This is a genomic window from Streptomyces atratus, from assembly GCF_014648655.1.
Taxonomy (GTDB): Bacteria; Actinomycetota; Actinomycetes; order Streptomycetales; family Streptomycetaceae; genus Streptomyces; species Streptomyces atratus.
On the sequence record NZ_BMRN01000005.1, the window covers coordinates 249,186 to 263,162 of the forward strand.

The 13,977-nt window shown below is 70.5% G+C and carries 13 protein-coding genes, 1 tRNA gene and 1 pseudogene; 7 read left to right on the top strand and 8 right to left on the bottom strand.

Annotated elements, in window-relative coordinates; translation table 11 throughout:
* The first annotated feature begins 25 nt into the window (after nt 1-25).
* Nucleotides 26-1,021 (top strand): magnesium/cobalt transporter CorA, encoded by a 996-nt coding sequence (gene corA / locus IEZ15_RS11180; protein ID WP_189276225.1) that lies wholly within the window; start codon nt 26-28, stop codon nt 1,019-1,021.
* 25 nt (nt 1,022-1,046) lie between these two features.
* On the opposite strand, the gene IEZ15_RS11185 is transcribed toward corA, so the two are convergent.
* Both IEZ15_RS11185 and IEZ15_RS11190 read right to left on the bottom strand, forming a co-directional pair.
* Nucleotides 1,047-1,835 (bottom strand): ferritin-like domain-containing protein, encoded by a 789-nt coding sequence (locus tag IEZ15_RS11185; RefSeq protein WP_189276227.1) that lies wholly within the window; start codon nt 1,833-1,835, stop codon nt 1,047-1,049.
* Between the two features lie 291 nt (nt 1,836-2,126).
* The gene (locus IEZ15_RS11190; RefSeq protein WP_189276229.1) at nt 2,127-3,176 is read right to left on the bottom strand and encodes an LLM class F420-dependent oxidoreductase; all 1,050 of its coding nucleotides are present in this window, start codon (nt 3,174-3,176) and stop codon (nt 2,127-2,129) included.
* Nucleotides 3,177-3,316: 140 nt separating this feature from the next.
* On the opposite strand from IEZ15_RS11190, the gene IEZ15_RS11195 reads away from it, so the two are divergent.
* Both IEZ15_RS11195 and IEZ15_RS11200 read left to right on the top strand, forming a co-directional pair.
* Nucleotides 3,317-4,300, top strand: a complete 984-nt coding sequence (locus tag IEZ15_RS11195; RefSeq protein ID WP_114243654.1) for an aldo/keto reductase — start codon at nt 3,317-3,319, stop codon at nt 4,298-4,300.
* Nucleotides 4,297-6,651: an ATP-dependent DNA helicase gene (locus IEZ15_RS11200; protein ID WP_189276232.1), complete on the top strand. Its 2,355-nt coding sequence runs from the start codon at nt 4,297-4,299 to the stop codon at nt 6,649-6,651. Before IEZ15_RS11195 ends, IEZ15_RS11200 begins: the two co-directional genes overlap by 4 nt.
* Before the next feature lie 63 nt (nt 6,652-6,714).
* Here the strand turns inward: IEZ15_RS11200 and IEZ15_RS11205 are convergent, their stop codons facing one another.
* Nucleotides 6,715-7,374, bottom strand: coding sequence for a hypothetical protein (locus tag IEZ15_RS11205; RefSeq protein ID WP_114243656.1), 660 nt, complete (start codon nt 7,372-7,374; stop codon nt 6,715-6,717).
* 47 nt (nt 7,375-7,421) lie between these two features.
* Here IEZ15_RS11205 and IEZ15_RS11210 point away from each other — a divergent pair, with 47 nt between their 5' ends.
* On the top strand, nt 7,422-7,610 hold the full coding sequence (locus tag IEZ15_RS11210) for a DUF5703 family protein (protein ID WP_030918345.1): 189 nt from the start codon (nt 7,422-7,424) through the stop codon (nt 7,608-7,610).
* Nucleotides 7,611-7,677: 67 nt separating this feature from the next.
* On the opposite strand, the gene IEZ15_RS46720 is transcribed toward IEZ15_RS11210, so the two are convergent.
* The 3 genes from IEZ15_RS46720 to IEZ15_RS11225 all read right to left on the bottom strand — a co-directional run bounded on the left by IEZ15_RS46720 (nt 7,678) and on the right by IEZ15_RS11225 (nt 10,289).
* Nucleotides 7,678-8,427 (bottom strand): chaplin, encoded by a 750-nt coding sequence (locus IEZ15_RS46720; RefSeq protein WP_114243657.1) that lies wholly within the window; start codon nt 8,425-8,427, stop codon nt 7,678-7,680.
* 138 nt (nt 8,428-8,565) lie between these two features.
* Nucleotides 8,566-8,799 carry a chaplin gene (locus IEZ15_RS11220; RefSeq protein ID WP_189276235.1) on the bottom strand — a complete coding sequence of 78 codons (234 nt, stop codon included), beginning with the start codon at nt 8,797-8,799 and terminating at the stop codon, nt 8,566-8,568.
* A gap of 164 nt (nt 8,800-8,963) precedes the next feature.
* Nucleotides 8,964-10,289 (bottom strand): M20/M25/M40 family metallo-hydrolase, encoded by a 1,326-nt coding sequence (locus IEZ15_RS11225; RefSeq protein ID WP_189276237.1) that lies wholly within the window; start codon nt 10,287-10,289, stop codon nt 8,964-8,966.
* Nucleotides 10,290-10,471: 182 nt separating this feature from the next.
* On the opposite strand from IEZ15_RS11225, the gene IEZ15_RS11230 reads away from it, so the two are divergent.
* The 3 genes and pseudogenes from IEZ15_RS11230 (at nt 10,472) to IEZ15_RS11240 (ending at nt 12,233) form a co-directional block, all read left to right on the top strand.
* A tRNA-Leu gene (locus tag IEZ15_RS11230) sits at nt 10,472-10,556 on the top strand.
* A gap of 155 nt (nt 10,557-10,711) precedes the next feature.
* A pseudogene (locus IEZ15_RS11235) lies at nt 10,712-11,083 on the top strand (sugar-binding domain-containing protein); the annotation flags it as partial.
* Between the two features lie 196 nt (nt 11,084-11,279).
* The gene (locus tag IEZ15_RS11240; protein WP_189276241.1) at nt 11,280-12,233 is read left to right on the top strand and encodes a pseudouridine synthase; all 954 of its coding nucleotides are present in this window, start codon (nt 11,280-11,282) and stop codon (nt 12,231-12,233) included.
* Here IEZ15_RS11240 and IEZ15_RS11245 read toward each other — a convergent pair.
* Together IEZ15_RS11245 and IEZ15_RS11250 are read right to left on the bottom strand one after the other, a co-directional pair.
* Nucleotides 12,227-12,856: an MBL fold metallo-hydrolase gene (locus tag IEZ15_RS11245; RefSeq protein ID WP_114243662.1), complete on the bottom strand. Its 630-nt coding sequence runs from the start codon at nt 12,854-12,856 to the stop codon at nt 12,227-12,229. The genes IEZ15_RS11240 and IEZ15_RS11245 overlap by 7 nt on opposite strands.
* Nucleotides 12,856-13,941, bottom strand: coding sequence for an S-(hydroxymethyl)mycothiol dehydrogenase (locus tag IEZ15_RS11250; RefSeq protein ID WP_114243663.1), 1,086 nt, complete (start codon nt 13,939-13,941; stop codon nt 12,856-12,858). Before IEZ15_RS11250 ends, IEZ15_RS11245 begins: the two co-directional genes overlap by 1 nt.
* Between the last annotated feature and the right edge of the window lie 36 nt (nt 13,942-13,977).

Genomic DNA, 13,977 nt, shown 5'->3' on the forward strand with positions numbered 1-13,977 from the left:
GCGCCGGGGACCGGAGCAGGGAAGAATGCACGCCGTGATTGTGGACAGTGCGATCTACCGGGGTGGGCGTCGTACCGAAGGCCCCGCCGATCTCTCCGATGCCCTCGCGGAGGCACGTGCCACTGGGGACGCGTTTCTCTGGATCGGTCTGCACGAGCCGACGGAGAAGGAATTCGAGCTCGTCAGCAGCGAGTTCGGACTCCACCCGCTGGCCGTGGAGGACGCCTTGAGCGCGCACCAACGGCCCAAACTGGAGGTGTACGACGACTCGCTCTTCGCGGTCATCAAGCCGGTGGTGTATGAGCATCTGAGCGACACGGTCACCACCGACGAGCTGATGGCCTTCATCGGCGATTCGTTCGTCGTGACGGTCCGGCACGGGGAGGGCGCCCCGCTCGCCGCGGTACGCCGTCGTCTGGAGTCCGAGCCGGAGGTTCTCAAGCACGGGCCGACCGCGGTGCTGTACGCGATCAGCGACGCCGTCGTCGACCACTACATCGAGGTGGCGGGCGAGCTCCAGGTCGACCTGGAGGAGCTGGAGACCGAGGTGTTCGCGCCGACCGGCGCCGTGGACACCAAGAACACCGCGTCCCGCATCTACACCTTCAAGCGGCAGATCATGGAGTTCCGCCGTGCCACTGGTCCGCTGAGCGCCCCCATGGCCCGGCTGGCGAGCGCGGAGGTGCCGTTCGTCCACGAACACTCGCAGCCGTTCTTCCGCGACGTGAGCGACCATCTGACGCGCGCCAACGAGTACGTGGAGGGGCTGGACAGGCTGCTCTCCGACATCCTCTCGGCGCAGCTGGCCCAGGTGGGCGTGCGGCAGAACGACGACATGCGCAAGATCTCGGCCTGGGCGGCGATGGCCGCCGTACCGACCATGGTGGCGGGGATCTACGGCATGAACTTCGAGCACATGCCGGAGCTCCGCTGGGTGTGGGCCTATCCGGCGGTGATCGTGCTGATGGGCTCCGTGGTCTTCGGCCTCTACCGGCAGTTCAAGCGCCGCGGCTGGCTCTGACGGGCGGCCGGGCGCGGCGCCCGGATCAGGCGAACTCGGGCGCCTGCGTCGCGGGACCGCCCAGTGCGTCGCGCCGCTCGGGCGGCGCCAGGCTCACCATGCGCCGCCACCCCACGAGCCGTTCGTACGCGTAGACCCCGTGGATCCCCGCGGCCAGCACCGCCGCCCTGGCCCGGGGCCAGCCCAGGATGCGGCCCATGTGATCCATCACGGCGAGACTGACATCGCGGTACACCCGGATCTCGGTGAGCGCGCACTCGCGCAGAATGCGCTGGATCGTGCGGCCGTGTCCGAAGCGGGCGAAGCGAAGCAATTCCTCATGGCAGTAAGCCAGGTGGTTGTCCTCGTCGTCCGAGATCATCTTCACGGCGCGGCCGAGGTCGGGGTGGTCGGCGAAGTACTTGCACAGCAGCGTCATCTGCTCGGAGGCTCGCTGTTCGGTGACCCGGCTGTGGGCGAGGTAGGTGATGATGTCCCGCTCGGAGAGCGGCTCCTGGCGTCCCAGCTGCTCATGGGCGAGGCCGATGCCGTGTTTCTCCAGCAGCATCGTGTAGTCGGCCTCGCGCGGAACCTCTACCGGCTGCAGCCCGCGCTTCTTCAGCAGCGCGTTGAAGATCCGGCCGTGCTTGTCCTCGTCGGCGCCGTGCCGCGCGATCTTGGGCGCCAGGGCCCGCTGGCTCTCGGGCGCGAGGGCCGCGATACGCCCGTTCTCCCAGCCCCCCTGGGACTCCCCGCTGGCCGCGATGGAACAGAACAGCCGGAACGACTCGTCTTCGTCGAGAATCTCCAGGAACAGGTTCCTTGCCGAGAGCATCACTGCCACCTCCGTACCGGCCTCCGCCCATCGACAGTCAAGTGCGACACGCCCACCCGGGCAACAGGAACGCCCCACGGCTACGCCGGACGGGCTGCAACGCTCCAGCCCGTCCGGCGTTTGAGGACGGCACCGTCAGCCCGATGACCACGCACCGAACCGCACGCCGTTCGGCGTAACCACACGCCCCCGGATGCGTTGTTCTCCGTAACGGCCGTGGCGGGGTGGACCCCCGAGCCCCCACCACGGCCGTGGCGCTGTCCCAGAACCCCCGGAAGTCCGGAGCCCGCGCTACGCGAGCCCGGACCGCTCCAGCGCATCCGTACCGGCCCGCAGAGCCGTGATCCGCTCATCGAGCGTGAATCCGGCCGGAGCCAGAGTCAGCGTCGTGACACCCGCCGCGGCATACGCCTGCATCCGCTCGGCGATCCGCTCGACCGAACCGAGCAGCGTGGTCTGGTCGATCAGCTGGTGCGGCACAGCGGCAGCGGCGCCGTTCTTGTCGCCGGACAGGTACTTGTCCTGGATCTCGGCGGCTTCCTTCTCGTACCCCATGCGCTGCGCGAGCTGGTTGTAGAAGTTCTGCTTGCGGCTGCCCATACCGCCCACGTACAGCGCGGTGTACGGACGGAACATGTCCGCGAGGCCAAAGATGTCGTCACCGACGGCCAGCGGCAGCGTCGGGCAGACGTCGAAGCCCTCCATGGTCTTGCCGGCCTTCTCGCGGCCCGCCCGCAGGTACTTCACCGCGGTGTCCTCAAGGTGCTCCGCGGACGGGAAGATCAGCAGCGCGCCGTCGGCGATCTCGCCGGTCTGCTCCAGGTTCTTCGGGCCGATCGCGGCGATGTAGAGCGGGATGTGCTCGCGCTGCGGGTGGACGGTGAGCTTGATCGGCTTGCCCGGGCCGTCCGGCAGCGGGAGCGTCCAGTGCTGCCCCTCGTACGACAGCCGCTCACGGGACATCGCCCTGCGGACGATCTCGACGTACTCCCGGGTGCGGGCCAGCGGCTTGTCGAACTTGACGCCGTACCAGCCCTCGGAGACCTGCGGTCCCGACACGCCGAGGCCGAGCCGGAAACGGCCGCCGGAGAGCGAGTCGAGGGTGGCGGCGGTCATCGCCGTCATCGCGGGCTGGCGGGCCGGGATCTGCATGATCGCGGAGCCGACGTCGATCGATTCGGTCTGGGCGGCGACCCAGGAGAGCACGGTCGGCGCGTCGGAGCCGTACGCCTCGGCCGCCCAGCAGACGTCGTAACCGAGCCGGTCGGCCTCCTGGGCGACGGCGAGGTTGTCGCCGTCCATTCCCGCGCCCCAGTAGCCGAGATTGATGCCGAGCCGCATAGCCGCTCCCCTTACTGATCAGTAACGTCCCTGAGCCTCGGACTCTAGCGCGCGACAACAGGTTCCGGCAGGGGCGACTTGATGCCGGGTTGTCCACAGGCTTCCGCCCGGTGGGGCTCTGGCCAGTAATCTCAGCGCACATGGAGCAGAGGCATCTCGGCCGCACCGGCCTTCGAGTGTCCCGGATCGGGCTCGGCACCCTGACCTGGGGCCGGGACACCGACCAGCACGACGCTGCCGAACAGCTGAAAGCCTTCTGGGAAGCGGGCGGCACGCTGGTCGACACGGCAGATGTGTACGGCGGTGGGGAGGCCGAATATCTGCTCGGGCGGCTCACCGAGGGCCTGGTGCCACGGCGCGATCTGGTCATCGCGACGAAGGCGGGCAGCGTGGCCGACCCGTACCGCCGGTTCAACGGATCCCGCGGCCATCTGCTGGCCGCGCTGGACGCCTCCCTGGAACGGCTCGGTACGGATCACGTGGATCTGTGGCAGATCCACGCCTTCGACCCGGTGACTCCGCTGGAGGAGACCCTTCAGGCGGTTGACCTGGCCGTGTCCACCGGCCGCGCCCGGTACGCGGGGGTGTCGAACTTCTGCGGGTGGCAGCTGGCCAAGGCGGCGACCTGGCAGCTCGCGTCGCCCGGGGTGCGCACCCGGCTGGCGAGCACCCAGATGGAGTACTCCCTGTTGCAGCGAGGTGTGGAACGCGAGGTGCTGCCGGCCGCGCTCGACCTGGGGGTGGGCCTGCTGCCTTCCTCCCCGCTGGGCCGGGGTGTCCTGACCGGCAAGTACCGGACGGGCACTCCGGCGGACTCACGCGGCGCCTCGGAGCTGCTGGCCCCGTTCGTCGAGCCGTATCTCGACGACCCGGCCGGCCGCATCGTGGACGCGGTGGCAACAGCGGCCGACGGCCTGGCCACGACGGCGCTCCAGGTTGCTCTCGCCTGGGTGCGGGACCGGCCGGGAGTGGTGGCCCCGATCGTCGGTGCACGCAACGCGCAGCAGCTCACGGAGGCATTGTCAGTGGAGGCGCTTAGTCTTCCTGACGAGATCTGCCAGGCGCTCGACGATGTGTCGGCGCCCGTGCACCGCTATCCCGACCAGGACTGGAGCACGCTGTGACTGCGCTTCCCCGGGGGGAAACCCCCGGCTCCCCGGCCGCCGACGACGACAGCGTTGTCGCGGACCCCTCCGCCGCCGTGCCCGCTCCGTCCTCGCAGGACGAGGGTCACGACGGGGGCACGGGATCGACGACGGCCGATGACGCCGCCGACGCCGCGGAGACGGACGGCGACGAATCCGGGACCTCAGGGACCGACGGGGCAGCCGAAGCCGGTGCCGGGACCGGCGGCACGACCGACACCGATGAAACGGCCGACGGGACCGGCGGCACGACCGACACCGACGGGACAGCCGCGGCCGACGACGCCGTGGACCCTTCGGCTGCCGCCCCCGCACCGCTCTCCGAGGCCGAGTCCGAGCTCGCCGCCCAGCGTGAGCTGAGGGAGCGGATCGAGAAGCGCAAGGCCGAGAAGGAAGGCCCCATCGCCGCCGGTGCGAAGCTGAGCGGCCAGGCGGCCGATCTGCTGGCGGCCGTGCGTGCCGTGGAGAGCGGTGAGAAGCCCGCCGCCGCGTTCTTCGACTCGCCCGCACCCGCCGCCCCTCGCCGGACCGCTCCCGCGCCCGCTCCGGTACGCCCCAGAGCGCCGGAGCAGGCCCCGGCTCCGCAGGGCACCTCACCGGAGGCCGTCGCCGCGGTGGCCGCCGTACTGGCCGAGGGCGGGGCGCCCGGAGCGCTGGCGGGCCCGGTGGCCGAGGCCCTCGGTGCGCAGGCCGCCGATGCCCTGCGCGAGGACCCGTGGCAGTTGATGGCCGTGCCGGGAGTCAGGCCCGAGCAGGCCGACGGTTTCGCACAGGCCGTGCTGGGCACCGAGTGCGGTCCGGACGACGAGCGGCGCACCGCGGCCCTGGTCGGCTGGCTGCTGGAGCGGGCCGCGCTCCAGGGCCATACGGCACTGGACGCGACGGCGGTACGTGCCGCGCTCGCCGAGCGCTCGGTGACCGACCCCGACTCAGCCGTACAGCATGCCGTCGCCGAGGGCGTCGTCCTGGTCTTCCAGGACGGGCAGGACGACCAGGAGTCCGACGCACCGGCACAACCCGGCGAGGACGCCGAAGGAGGCGTGGAGGACCGGGCCGGGCAGGAACCGGTGCAGGTGCTGCTCGGTCTCGACCGGTACGCACTCGCCGAGGAGAGCCTCGCCGACGGGCTGGCCCGCCTGATCAACGCCTGTGAGAAGGACGCCGACTGGACGGAGCCGGCCTCGGCCGCGGGCTCCCCGTCGGCGGCCGAGCTGATCCGTGCGGTCGCGGCCCATGGCCTCGTGGCGCACACCGGCGGCGAGGCGGCCAGGGCCGAACCCGCCGCGCTGATCACCGCGGCCCGCGGCCTCGGGCTGCGCGCCCTGGGTGCCGTGCACAGCGTCGACGGCAGGCGTCGGCTGGCCGAGGCGACCGGCGATCCGTCGACGGCCGTCACACTCGCCGGGCTGCTCTCCGGCGCGGAGGGCCCGGGGCGGGACGAGGAGGGGGCGATCGCCGTAGACCTGCTCGTCGTGCTGGACGCCCCGCAGCTGGACGTCGAGACCGCCGCGATCCTCGTGGAGTCGCTGGCCGACGGCACCCGGCTGGTGCTCAGCGGCGACCCGGGCGTGCTGGGCTCGGCCGGTGCGGGGCGGGTGTTCGCCGATGTGCTGGCGGCCCGTGCCTGCCCGCAGATCGTGTCCCGTACGCCGGATCCGGGACCGATCGGCGAACTGGTCTCCGGCATCGGAATCGGCGAGCTGAACCAGGTCGCGGCGCCCGGCAAGGAGGTGGTGATCGTCCCCGTGCGCGATGCGGGCGAGGCGGTGCACCGCACCGTGCAACTGGTCGCCGACTCGGTGCCGCGCGCCATCGGCGTACCGTCGGCCGACACCCAGGTGATCACCGTCGGCCATGGCGGCTCGGCGGGCACCCGGGCGTTGAACGCGGCACTGAAGCAGCGGCTCAACCCCGGTCCGGGGCGGTTCGGCGGCTTCGACCCGGGCGACCGCGTCGTCCATGTCCCGACGCCCGGCAGGACCGTGCCCGGAGTGGTCGTCTCGGCCGACGCCGAGGGCCTGCACCTGGACTGCGCGGGCACGGAGATCGTCGTACCGCAGGAGCGGGTGGAGTCGTCCGTTCGCCACGGGTGGGCCCTCAGCGCCCACCAGGCGGCCGGGATGCGGTGGCCCGCAGTGGTCGTCGTGCTGCCGGGTGACGCCGCCCAGGGGCTGAGTCGCCCCTGGGTGTACACCGCCTTCAGCCGCGGGGAGCGGCATCTGTCCGTCGTGCACGGGGTGGATCAGGCGCTCCAGCGCGCGGTCGCACAGTCCCCGGCCCAGGACCGCACGACGCGACTGCGCACCCTGCTGGAGGCTCCGGCCGGATGACCGGGCCGCGCCCTTTCCCCCGCCGTCGGACGGGCTCGGTTTCGAGCCCGTCCGACAGACGGATCAGGAGCTGTCCACCACCAGGCCGACCGGCTCCTCGTCCGATTCGTCCTCGTCGAAGACGGCGCTGACGTCGAAGCGGCAGACCACCAGCTGCGGGTCCGCTTCGTCGAACGGTGCGCCGAGCCACTCCCCCGCCTCGGGCAGCTCCTCCGCAGCCGTGACCCAGAGCGTGGAGTCGCCCTCCTCCAGACCGAACTCCGTATGCCGGGAAGCGATCTCGTCCGGTTCGTACTCACCGAAGAGCACTCCGAGCGCGGCATGGACGCTGGAGCCCACCACCGCGGCGCTCCCGTCGGCGCGGTCGTCCGGATCGAGGTCGGCGATGCGCTGGGCCTGTGCGAGCAGCCGCGGCGGCTCCACCACCGCGTAGTCGCGCCGGATCAGCACACTCAGCGCGTTCGGCTCCTCGGGGCCGGCGTACGGCGGCAGGGAGTCCTCCGCACCCGGGATCTCGAAAGGGGTGACCTCGTCGTAGCGGTCGTAGAGCAGTTCGTCGTAGAACTCGGCGGCAGCGGCCAGTGCGTTGAACGCGTCATAGACAGCGGGATCATCGTCCCCTGTCCGGCGTTCGACCGCCTCGAGGTGATGGTCGAGCGCGGCTTTGATCGCTTCGGCGGCGGCGCGTACCTCGGCAGCGGTGGGCTGCGCAGCATCAGACATAGTGCAGACGCTATCCGTACACGGGCTCTGCCCGCACAATAGATGCGATGCCGGAATACGAATTTGTCGATGTGTACGTACCGCGCGGGGTGTCCCGGAAGGAGACGGCCCGCCTGCTGACCGACCATGCCGAGTACGGGCACTGGGAGTTGGACCGACTGACGCTGCGCCGTGACGGCAGCCGCAGGGTGCGGCTGCGCCGACGGATCATCCGCCAGCTCCGGGCCACCTGGTGAGACGGAGCGGACCCCGCAGTCGCGGGGCCCGCTCCCTTCACCGTGCTTGCGTCGCCGCTCAGGACCGCTATGCGGACATCCGGGCGCGGCGGTACAGCACTGTGCCCGCACCCGCCAGCAGCAGGCCCACGCTCGCCGGGACCAGCAGGTCGAGCCCGCCCGCTCCGGTGTGTGCGAGCTGCGCGACGTTCTGTGTCCCGTGCGCGTTCGACACGCTTCGCGGTCCGGGTGCCGGGGGCTTGTTCTCGGTGACCGGGGTGACCGGAGTGACCGGAGTGCCGACCGGCGGCGTGACGACGTCCGGAACATTTCCGCAGTCGTTGCCGGAGGCGGGATTGAGCAGTCCGCCGATGGTGACACTGTTCCCGCAGGCGTTCACGGGGATGTCGATGGGCACCGCGATGTTGTTGCCCGAAAGCACACCGGGCGAGCCGCTCGTAACCCCCTCGGCCATTGCCCCGCTCCCGGTGCCGCTCGTGACGGCCCGGTGCCTGCCGGTCCCCGCCCGGTGCGCCTGGGTCCGGTCGTCGGACTCCTGACTGCCCGAGACGTGGCGGCCCGAGGCAGCGCTCTGCGAACCGTTTCCGCAGGCGTTTCCTGCGGCCGGGTTGAGCAGTCCTACGACGCTCACGGAGTTGCCGCATACGTTGACCGGTACGTCGACCGGGATCTGGACCGAATTCCCTGAAAGCACCCCCGGGGAATTCGACGCGCCGCCGGCCGCTCCCGCGTCGGCGTGCGCATAACCGCCACTCAGCGCGAGCACGCCGCCCGCAGCCGCCATGGTGATCAGGCCTTTACGCGTGACCTGTCGCATAGATTGTTTCCTGCCTTCTACCTTCCGGAATACCCCCGGACCTGACCGTGCGGGGGCCGATTACCCAGCGGCCCCGGAGTGCATGGCGTGCACTCCGGGGCCGACCGGATTCAAACCCTTACGGGTTGACGCACAACGTCAGGCATTGGCGCAGGTGTTGCCGACGGTGGGGTTCAGCAGCCCGACCACGGAGACCGTGTTGCCACACGCGTTCACCGGCACGTGCACGGGCACCTGGATGACGTTGCCCGAGACCACACCGGGGCTGTTGGCAGCGGCGCCCTGGGCACCGGTGTCCGCGACGGCCATGCCCGCACCCGCGAGCACCAGACCACCGGTGACAGCCGCAGCAGCGACGACCTTCTTGATCATTATTCCTCCTAGTTGGCAATGCGGTCCCAGCCGCGGACCGCATCACTTGTAACGAGGAAGAGGTAATTGGGCTACGAGCGTATGGTTCCTTTCACTCGTTCCGGTCAAATACGCACACGCTGGCGATTGTTGACACAGATAATCAGCGGAAAAGCGGCAGAGACTCAGCAGTTGTCGATGAAACGGTCGAGCACCCGCACACCGAACTGCAGACCGTCCACGGGTACACGCTCGTCCACGCCGTGGAACATGCCTGCGAAGTCGAGCTCCGGCGGCAGCTTCAGCGGTGCGAACCCGAAGCAGCGGATACCGAGGTCGTCGAAGGACTTGGCGTCGGTACCGCCGGAAAGCATGTAAGGGACGGCACGCGCGATCGGGTCCTCCGCCTTCAGGGCGATCTGCATCGCATCCACGAGCGAACCGTCGAAACTGGTCTCCAGCGCCTTGTCCCCGTGCACGTCCTCGCGCTTCACGCGCGGGCCGAGGATCCGGTCCAGATCGGCCAGGAACTCCTCCTCGTAACCGGGCAGGAACCGGCCGTCGACATGGGCGATGGCCTGGCCGGGGATGACGTTCACCTTGTAGCCGGCACCCAGCATGGTGGGGGCGGCGGAGTTGCGGAGCGTGGCGCCGACCATCTTGGCGATGCCGCCCAGCTTGGCGAGCGTGGCCTCCATGTCCTCCGGGTCGAGCGGGGTGCCGAGCGCGTCGGACAGCTCGTCGAGGAAGGACCGCACGGTCTTGGTCACCCGGACCGGCCACTTGTGCCGCCCGAGCCGTCCGACCGCCTCGCAGAGCTCGGTGATCGCGTTGTCGTCGTTGGTCATCGAGCCGTGGCCGGCGGTGCCGTCCACGGTGAGCCGCATCCAGTGCATGCCCTTCTGGGCCGTCTCGACGAGGTAGAGCCGCAGCTTCTCGTTCACCGTGAAGGAGAAGCCGCCGACCTCGCCGATCGCCTCGGTGACCCCCTCGAAGAGGCCGGGGTGCTTGTCCACGAGGTACCGCGCGCCGTACGTGCCGCCCGCCTCCTCGTCCGCGACGAAGGCCAGCACGATGTCGCGCGGGGGCTTGCGGCCGCTGCGCATCCGGTCGCGGACGACCGCGAGGGTCATCGCGTCCATGTCCTTCATGTCGACCGCGCCCCGGCCCCACACGCAGCCGTCCGCGACCTCGCCGGAGAACGGGTGGTGGGTCCAGTCGTGGGCATTGGCCGGTACCACGTCGGTGTGACCGTGGATGAGCAACGCGGGCCTGGACGGGTCCTCGCCCTCGATCCGGGCCACGGTCGAGGCGCGGCCCTTGTGGGACTCGAAGATCTGGGGCTCCAGCCCGACCTCGGCGAGCTTCTCCGCGACGTACTCGGCCGCGCCCCGCTCCCCCGGTCCCGAATGGTCTCCGTAGTTGCTGGTGTCGATCCGGATCAGCTCACGACAGAGGTCCACGACCTCGTCCTCGCCCGAGACGGTCCGGGCCGTGTTGGTCTCGCTCACACTGCTTCCTTCCACTGTCGCCGTGGTGCTCCCCCTCATCCTCCCGCGCGCGGCCCGCACACCCAAGGCCCCCACCCCTCGTCATGCGCCCTTCACACTCCCCCTGGCGTGATCGAGCACCTCCGAATGTTTGCTATTGTTTTCCACGTCGGAACGGGCCGGGCCCGCGAGACAGACACCTTGTCCGGGTGGCGGAATGGCAGACGCGCTAGCTTGAGGTGCTAGTGCCCTTTATCGGGCGTGGGGGTTCAAGTCCCCCCTCGGACACAGAGAGAATGCCGATCAGGAGCGATCCTGGTCGGCATTCTGCGTTGTGCCCGCACGGTCGCATATGGACCGGAGCAGGGTGCACCCCTTGTTGAAACGGTTCATTCCTCGCTGATGTCCAGCAGCACGGAGGCCATCGCAGAGCGAGGAGTCCCATGAACCGCACACCCACGCCCGCCCTGCCCCGGTACGAGGACGTGGGTCCCGGATCGGGCGGGCTGGAGCCGCGGGCCTGGTACGCGGGGTCGGATTCCGGGCGGATGTCGCTGAACGGGGAGTGGCGCTTCCGGCTCTCGCCGGGCGCCGCCACGCAGAACAAGTCGTTCGTGCGGCCCGGTTTCGATGCTTCGGGGTGGAAAGAGGTCGCGGTTCCCGGGCATTGGGTGCTGCAAGGGGCCGGTGGGGCTCCGGCGTACACGAATGTGGTGTACCCCTTCCCCGTCGATCCGCCGTGGGTGCCTGCCGAGAATCCCACTGGGGATCATCCGCGGACCTTCGATCTGCCCGGCGGGTGGCCCGGGGACGGGAACTGCTGCCCGGCTATGTCGCCGCCGAGGCCGAGCGCATCGGGTGCGGCCCGGAGAAGGTGACGCTGCCGAGCGCCTGAGTACGGGGGGCAGGGCCCCGGTGGGCGGGCGGAACGGGCGATACTGTGCGGACACCCCAGCAGGCGATACGAGGAGCCCGCACCATGCTCACCGCTGTACCGGTCGGCGCACCCCGATGAGGGGGCGTGCGAAGCCCCCGTCGGCGCCGTTGCCGCAGCGGGACGGGATCGATCCGGTCCGGCTGCAGCTCCCCGAGGATCCGGACGGCCGGTGGGCGACGGTACGCGATCACCTGCTGGCGCGGTTCGCGGGTGCCATCGGGGAGGCGCGGGTGGACGCCATGCTCGCCGAGGGCCGGTTCGTCTCCGTACAGGGCCCGGTGTCCGCCGACGAGCTGTACACCGCCGGCCGGTACATCTGGTTCCATCGGGATTTCGCGCCGGAGGAGCCGGTGCCGTTCCCGGTCGGTGTCGTCCACCGCGACGAGCACATCGTGATCGCCGACAAGCCGCACTTCCTGGCGACGACACCGCGCGGCCGGCACATCACCGAGACCGCGGTGGCCCGGCTGCGCCGCGAGCTGGACCTGCCCGAGCTGCAGCCCGCGCACCGGCTGGACCGGCTGACCGCGGGCCTCGTCCTCTTCGTCGTGCGGCCCGAGGAGCGGGGCGCGTACCAGACGATGTTCCGGGACCGCTCGGTGCTCAAGGAGTACGAGGCGGTGGCACCGTACGACCCCGGACCGGCCTTCCCGCGAACCGTACGCAGCCGCATCGTCAAGGAGCGCGGGGTCATCGCCGCCCGCGAGGAGCCGGGCGAGCCGAACAGCGAGAGCCGGATCGAGCTGCTGGAGCACCGGGAGGGCCTCGGCCGGTACCGGCTGCTGCCCGCCACCGGACGCACCCATCAGCTGCGGGTCCATATGAACAGCCTGGGGCTGCCGCTCGTCCACGACCCGGTCTACCCGGTGCTCCGGCCGAAGGGTGCGACCGACGACTGGTCGCACCCTCTCCAACTCCTGGCCCGGGTGCTGGAGTTCACCGATCCGGTCACGGGCGCTCCGCGCCGCTTCGAGAGCGGGCTGCGGCTCTGTGCATGGCCCGGACCGGTGAGCCGCGGTTCTCAGTGACCGCGGGCGATCCACTCGTCCAGATGCGGGGCCTCCGCGCCGATGGTCGTGGAATCGCCGTGCCCGGTGCGGACGGTGGTGCCCGGCGGCAGGGCGAGCAGCCGGTCCCTGATCGAGGCGACGATCGTCGGGAAGTGGGAGAAGGACCGCCCGGTGGCGCCGGGGCCGCCCTGGAAGAGCGTGTCACCCGTGAAGACGGTGGACAGCTCGGGGGCGTACAGGCAGACGGCACCCGGGGCATGACCGGGGGTGTGCAGGACCTGGAGCGTCGTTCCGGCGATCTCCAGCTCCTGGCCGTCGGCCAGTTCGCCGTCCGGGGCGCGGTCCGGGTGGGTCTGCTTCCACAGCGGCAGGTCGTCGGGGTGCAGCAGGACCGGTGCGCCGGTGGCGTCGGCGAGGGCCGGGGCCGCGTCGATGTGGTCGTTGTGCGCGTGCGTGCAGACGATGGCGCGCAGCGTACGGCCGTTCAGCGCGGCCTCGATGGCGGCGGCGTCATGGGCGGCGTCGATGACGATCGCCTCGGTGTCGTCGCCGACGATCCAGACGTTGTTGTCGACGTCCCACTCCCCGCCGTCGAGGGCGAAGGTGCCGGAGGTGACGAGGTGGTCGATGCGGGCGGTCATCAGAAGACCACCACCGAGCGCAGCACGTCGCCTTCGTGCATCCGGGTGAAGGCCTGCTCGATGTCGCCGAGTCCGATGGTCTCGGTGACGAACGCGCCGAGGTCGATCCGGCCCTGCTGGTGCAGGTCGATGAGCATCGGGAAGTCGCGCGAGGGCAGGCAGTCGCCGTACCAGGAGGACTTGAGCGAGCCGCCGCGGCCGAAGACGTCGATGAGCGGCAGTTCCAGCTGCATCTCCGGGGTCGGGACGCCGACCAGGACGACGGTGCCTGCGAGGTCGCGGGCGTAGAAAGCCTGCTTGTACGTCTCCGGGCGGCCGACCGCCTCGATGACGACATCCGCACCGTTGCCGTCGGTCAGGGAGCGGATCGCCTCGACCGGGTCGGTGGAGCGGGAGTTGACGGTGTGCGTGGCACCCATCGTCTTCGCCGTCTCCAGCTTGCGGTCGTCGATGTCCACGGCGATGATCTTCGCCGCGCCGGCCAGCCGCGCGCCCGCGATCGCCGCGTCGCCGACACCGCCGCAGCCGATCACGGCGACCGAGTCGCCGCGGCCGACCTGCCCGGTGTTGATGGCGGCGCCGATGCCCGCCATCACGCCACAGCCGAGCAGCCCGGCGACGGCCGGGGAGGCCTCCGGGTCGACCTTGGTGCACTGACCGGCGGCGACCAGGGTCTTCTCGGCGAACGCGCCGATGCCGAGCGCCGGCGACAGCTCCGTGCCGTCGAGCAGCGTCATCTTCTGCTTGGCGTTGTGGGTGTTGAAGCAGTACCAGGGGCGGCCGCGCAGGCACGCACGACACTGCCCGCACACGGCACGCCAGTTGAGGATGACGAAGTCGCCGGGCTCGACGTCCGTGACCCCCTCGCCGACGGACTCCACCACGCCCGCGGCCTCGTGCCCGAGCAGGAAGGGGAAGTCGTCGTTGATGCCGCCCTGCTTGTAGTGGAGATCGGTGTGGCAGACGCCGCACGCCTGGATCTTCACCACGGCCTCGCCGGGGCCCGGGTCCGGGATCACGATCGTCTCGACCCGTACCGGCTCGTTCTTCCCCGGTGCGATGACTCCTTGCACCTGCTGCGACATACCGTGGTCTCCCTGTTTCCGTCATTTCGTGAAGAT

Coding starts and splice junctions, on each gene's coding strand:
- corA (WP_189276225.1), top strand. CDS start 26: ATGCACGCCGTGATTGTGGACAGTGCGATCTACCGGGGTGGGCGTCGT.
- IEZ15_RS11185 (WP_189276227.1), bottom strand. CDS start 1,835: ATGCTCTCGGCAAGGAACCTGTTCCTGGAGATTCTCGACGAAGACGAG.
- IEZ15_RS11190 (WP_189276229.1), bottom strand. CDS start 3,176: ATGCGGCTCGGCATCAATCTCGGCTACTGGGGCGCGGGAATGGACGGC.
- IEZ15_RS11195 (WP_114243654.1), top strand. CDS start 3,317: ATGGAGCAGAGGCATCTCGGCCGCACCGGCCTTCGAGTGTCCCGGATC.
- IEZ15_RS11205 (WP_114243656.1), bottom strand. CDS start 7,374: ATGTCTGATGCTGCGCAGCCCACCGCTGCCGAGGTACGCGCCGCCGCC.
- IEZ15_RS11210 (WP_030918345.1), top strand. CDS start 7,422: ATGCCGGAATACGAATTTGTCGATGTGTACGTACCGCGCGGGGTGTCC.
- IEZ15_RS46720 (WP_114243657.1), bottom strand. CDS start 8,427: ATGCGACAGGTCACGCGTAAAGGCCTGATCACCATGGCGGCTGCGGGC.
- IEZ15_RS11220 (WP_189276235.1), bottom strand. CDS start 8,799: ATGATCAAGAAGGTCGTCGCTGCTGCGGCTGTCACCGGTGGTCTGGTG.
- IEZ15_RS11240 (WP_189276241.1), top strand. CDS start 11,280: ATGAGGGGGCGTGCGAAGCCCCCGTCGGCGCCGTTGCCGCAGCGGGAC.
- IEZ15_RS11245 (WP_114243662.1), bottom strand. CDS start 12,856: ATGACCGCCCGCATCGACCACCTCGTCACCTCCGGCACCTTCGCCCTC.
- IEZ15_RS11250 (WP_114243663.1), bottom strand. CDS start 13,941: ATGTCGCAGCAGGTGCAAGGAGTCATCGCACCGGGGAAGAACGAGCCG.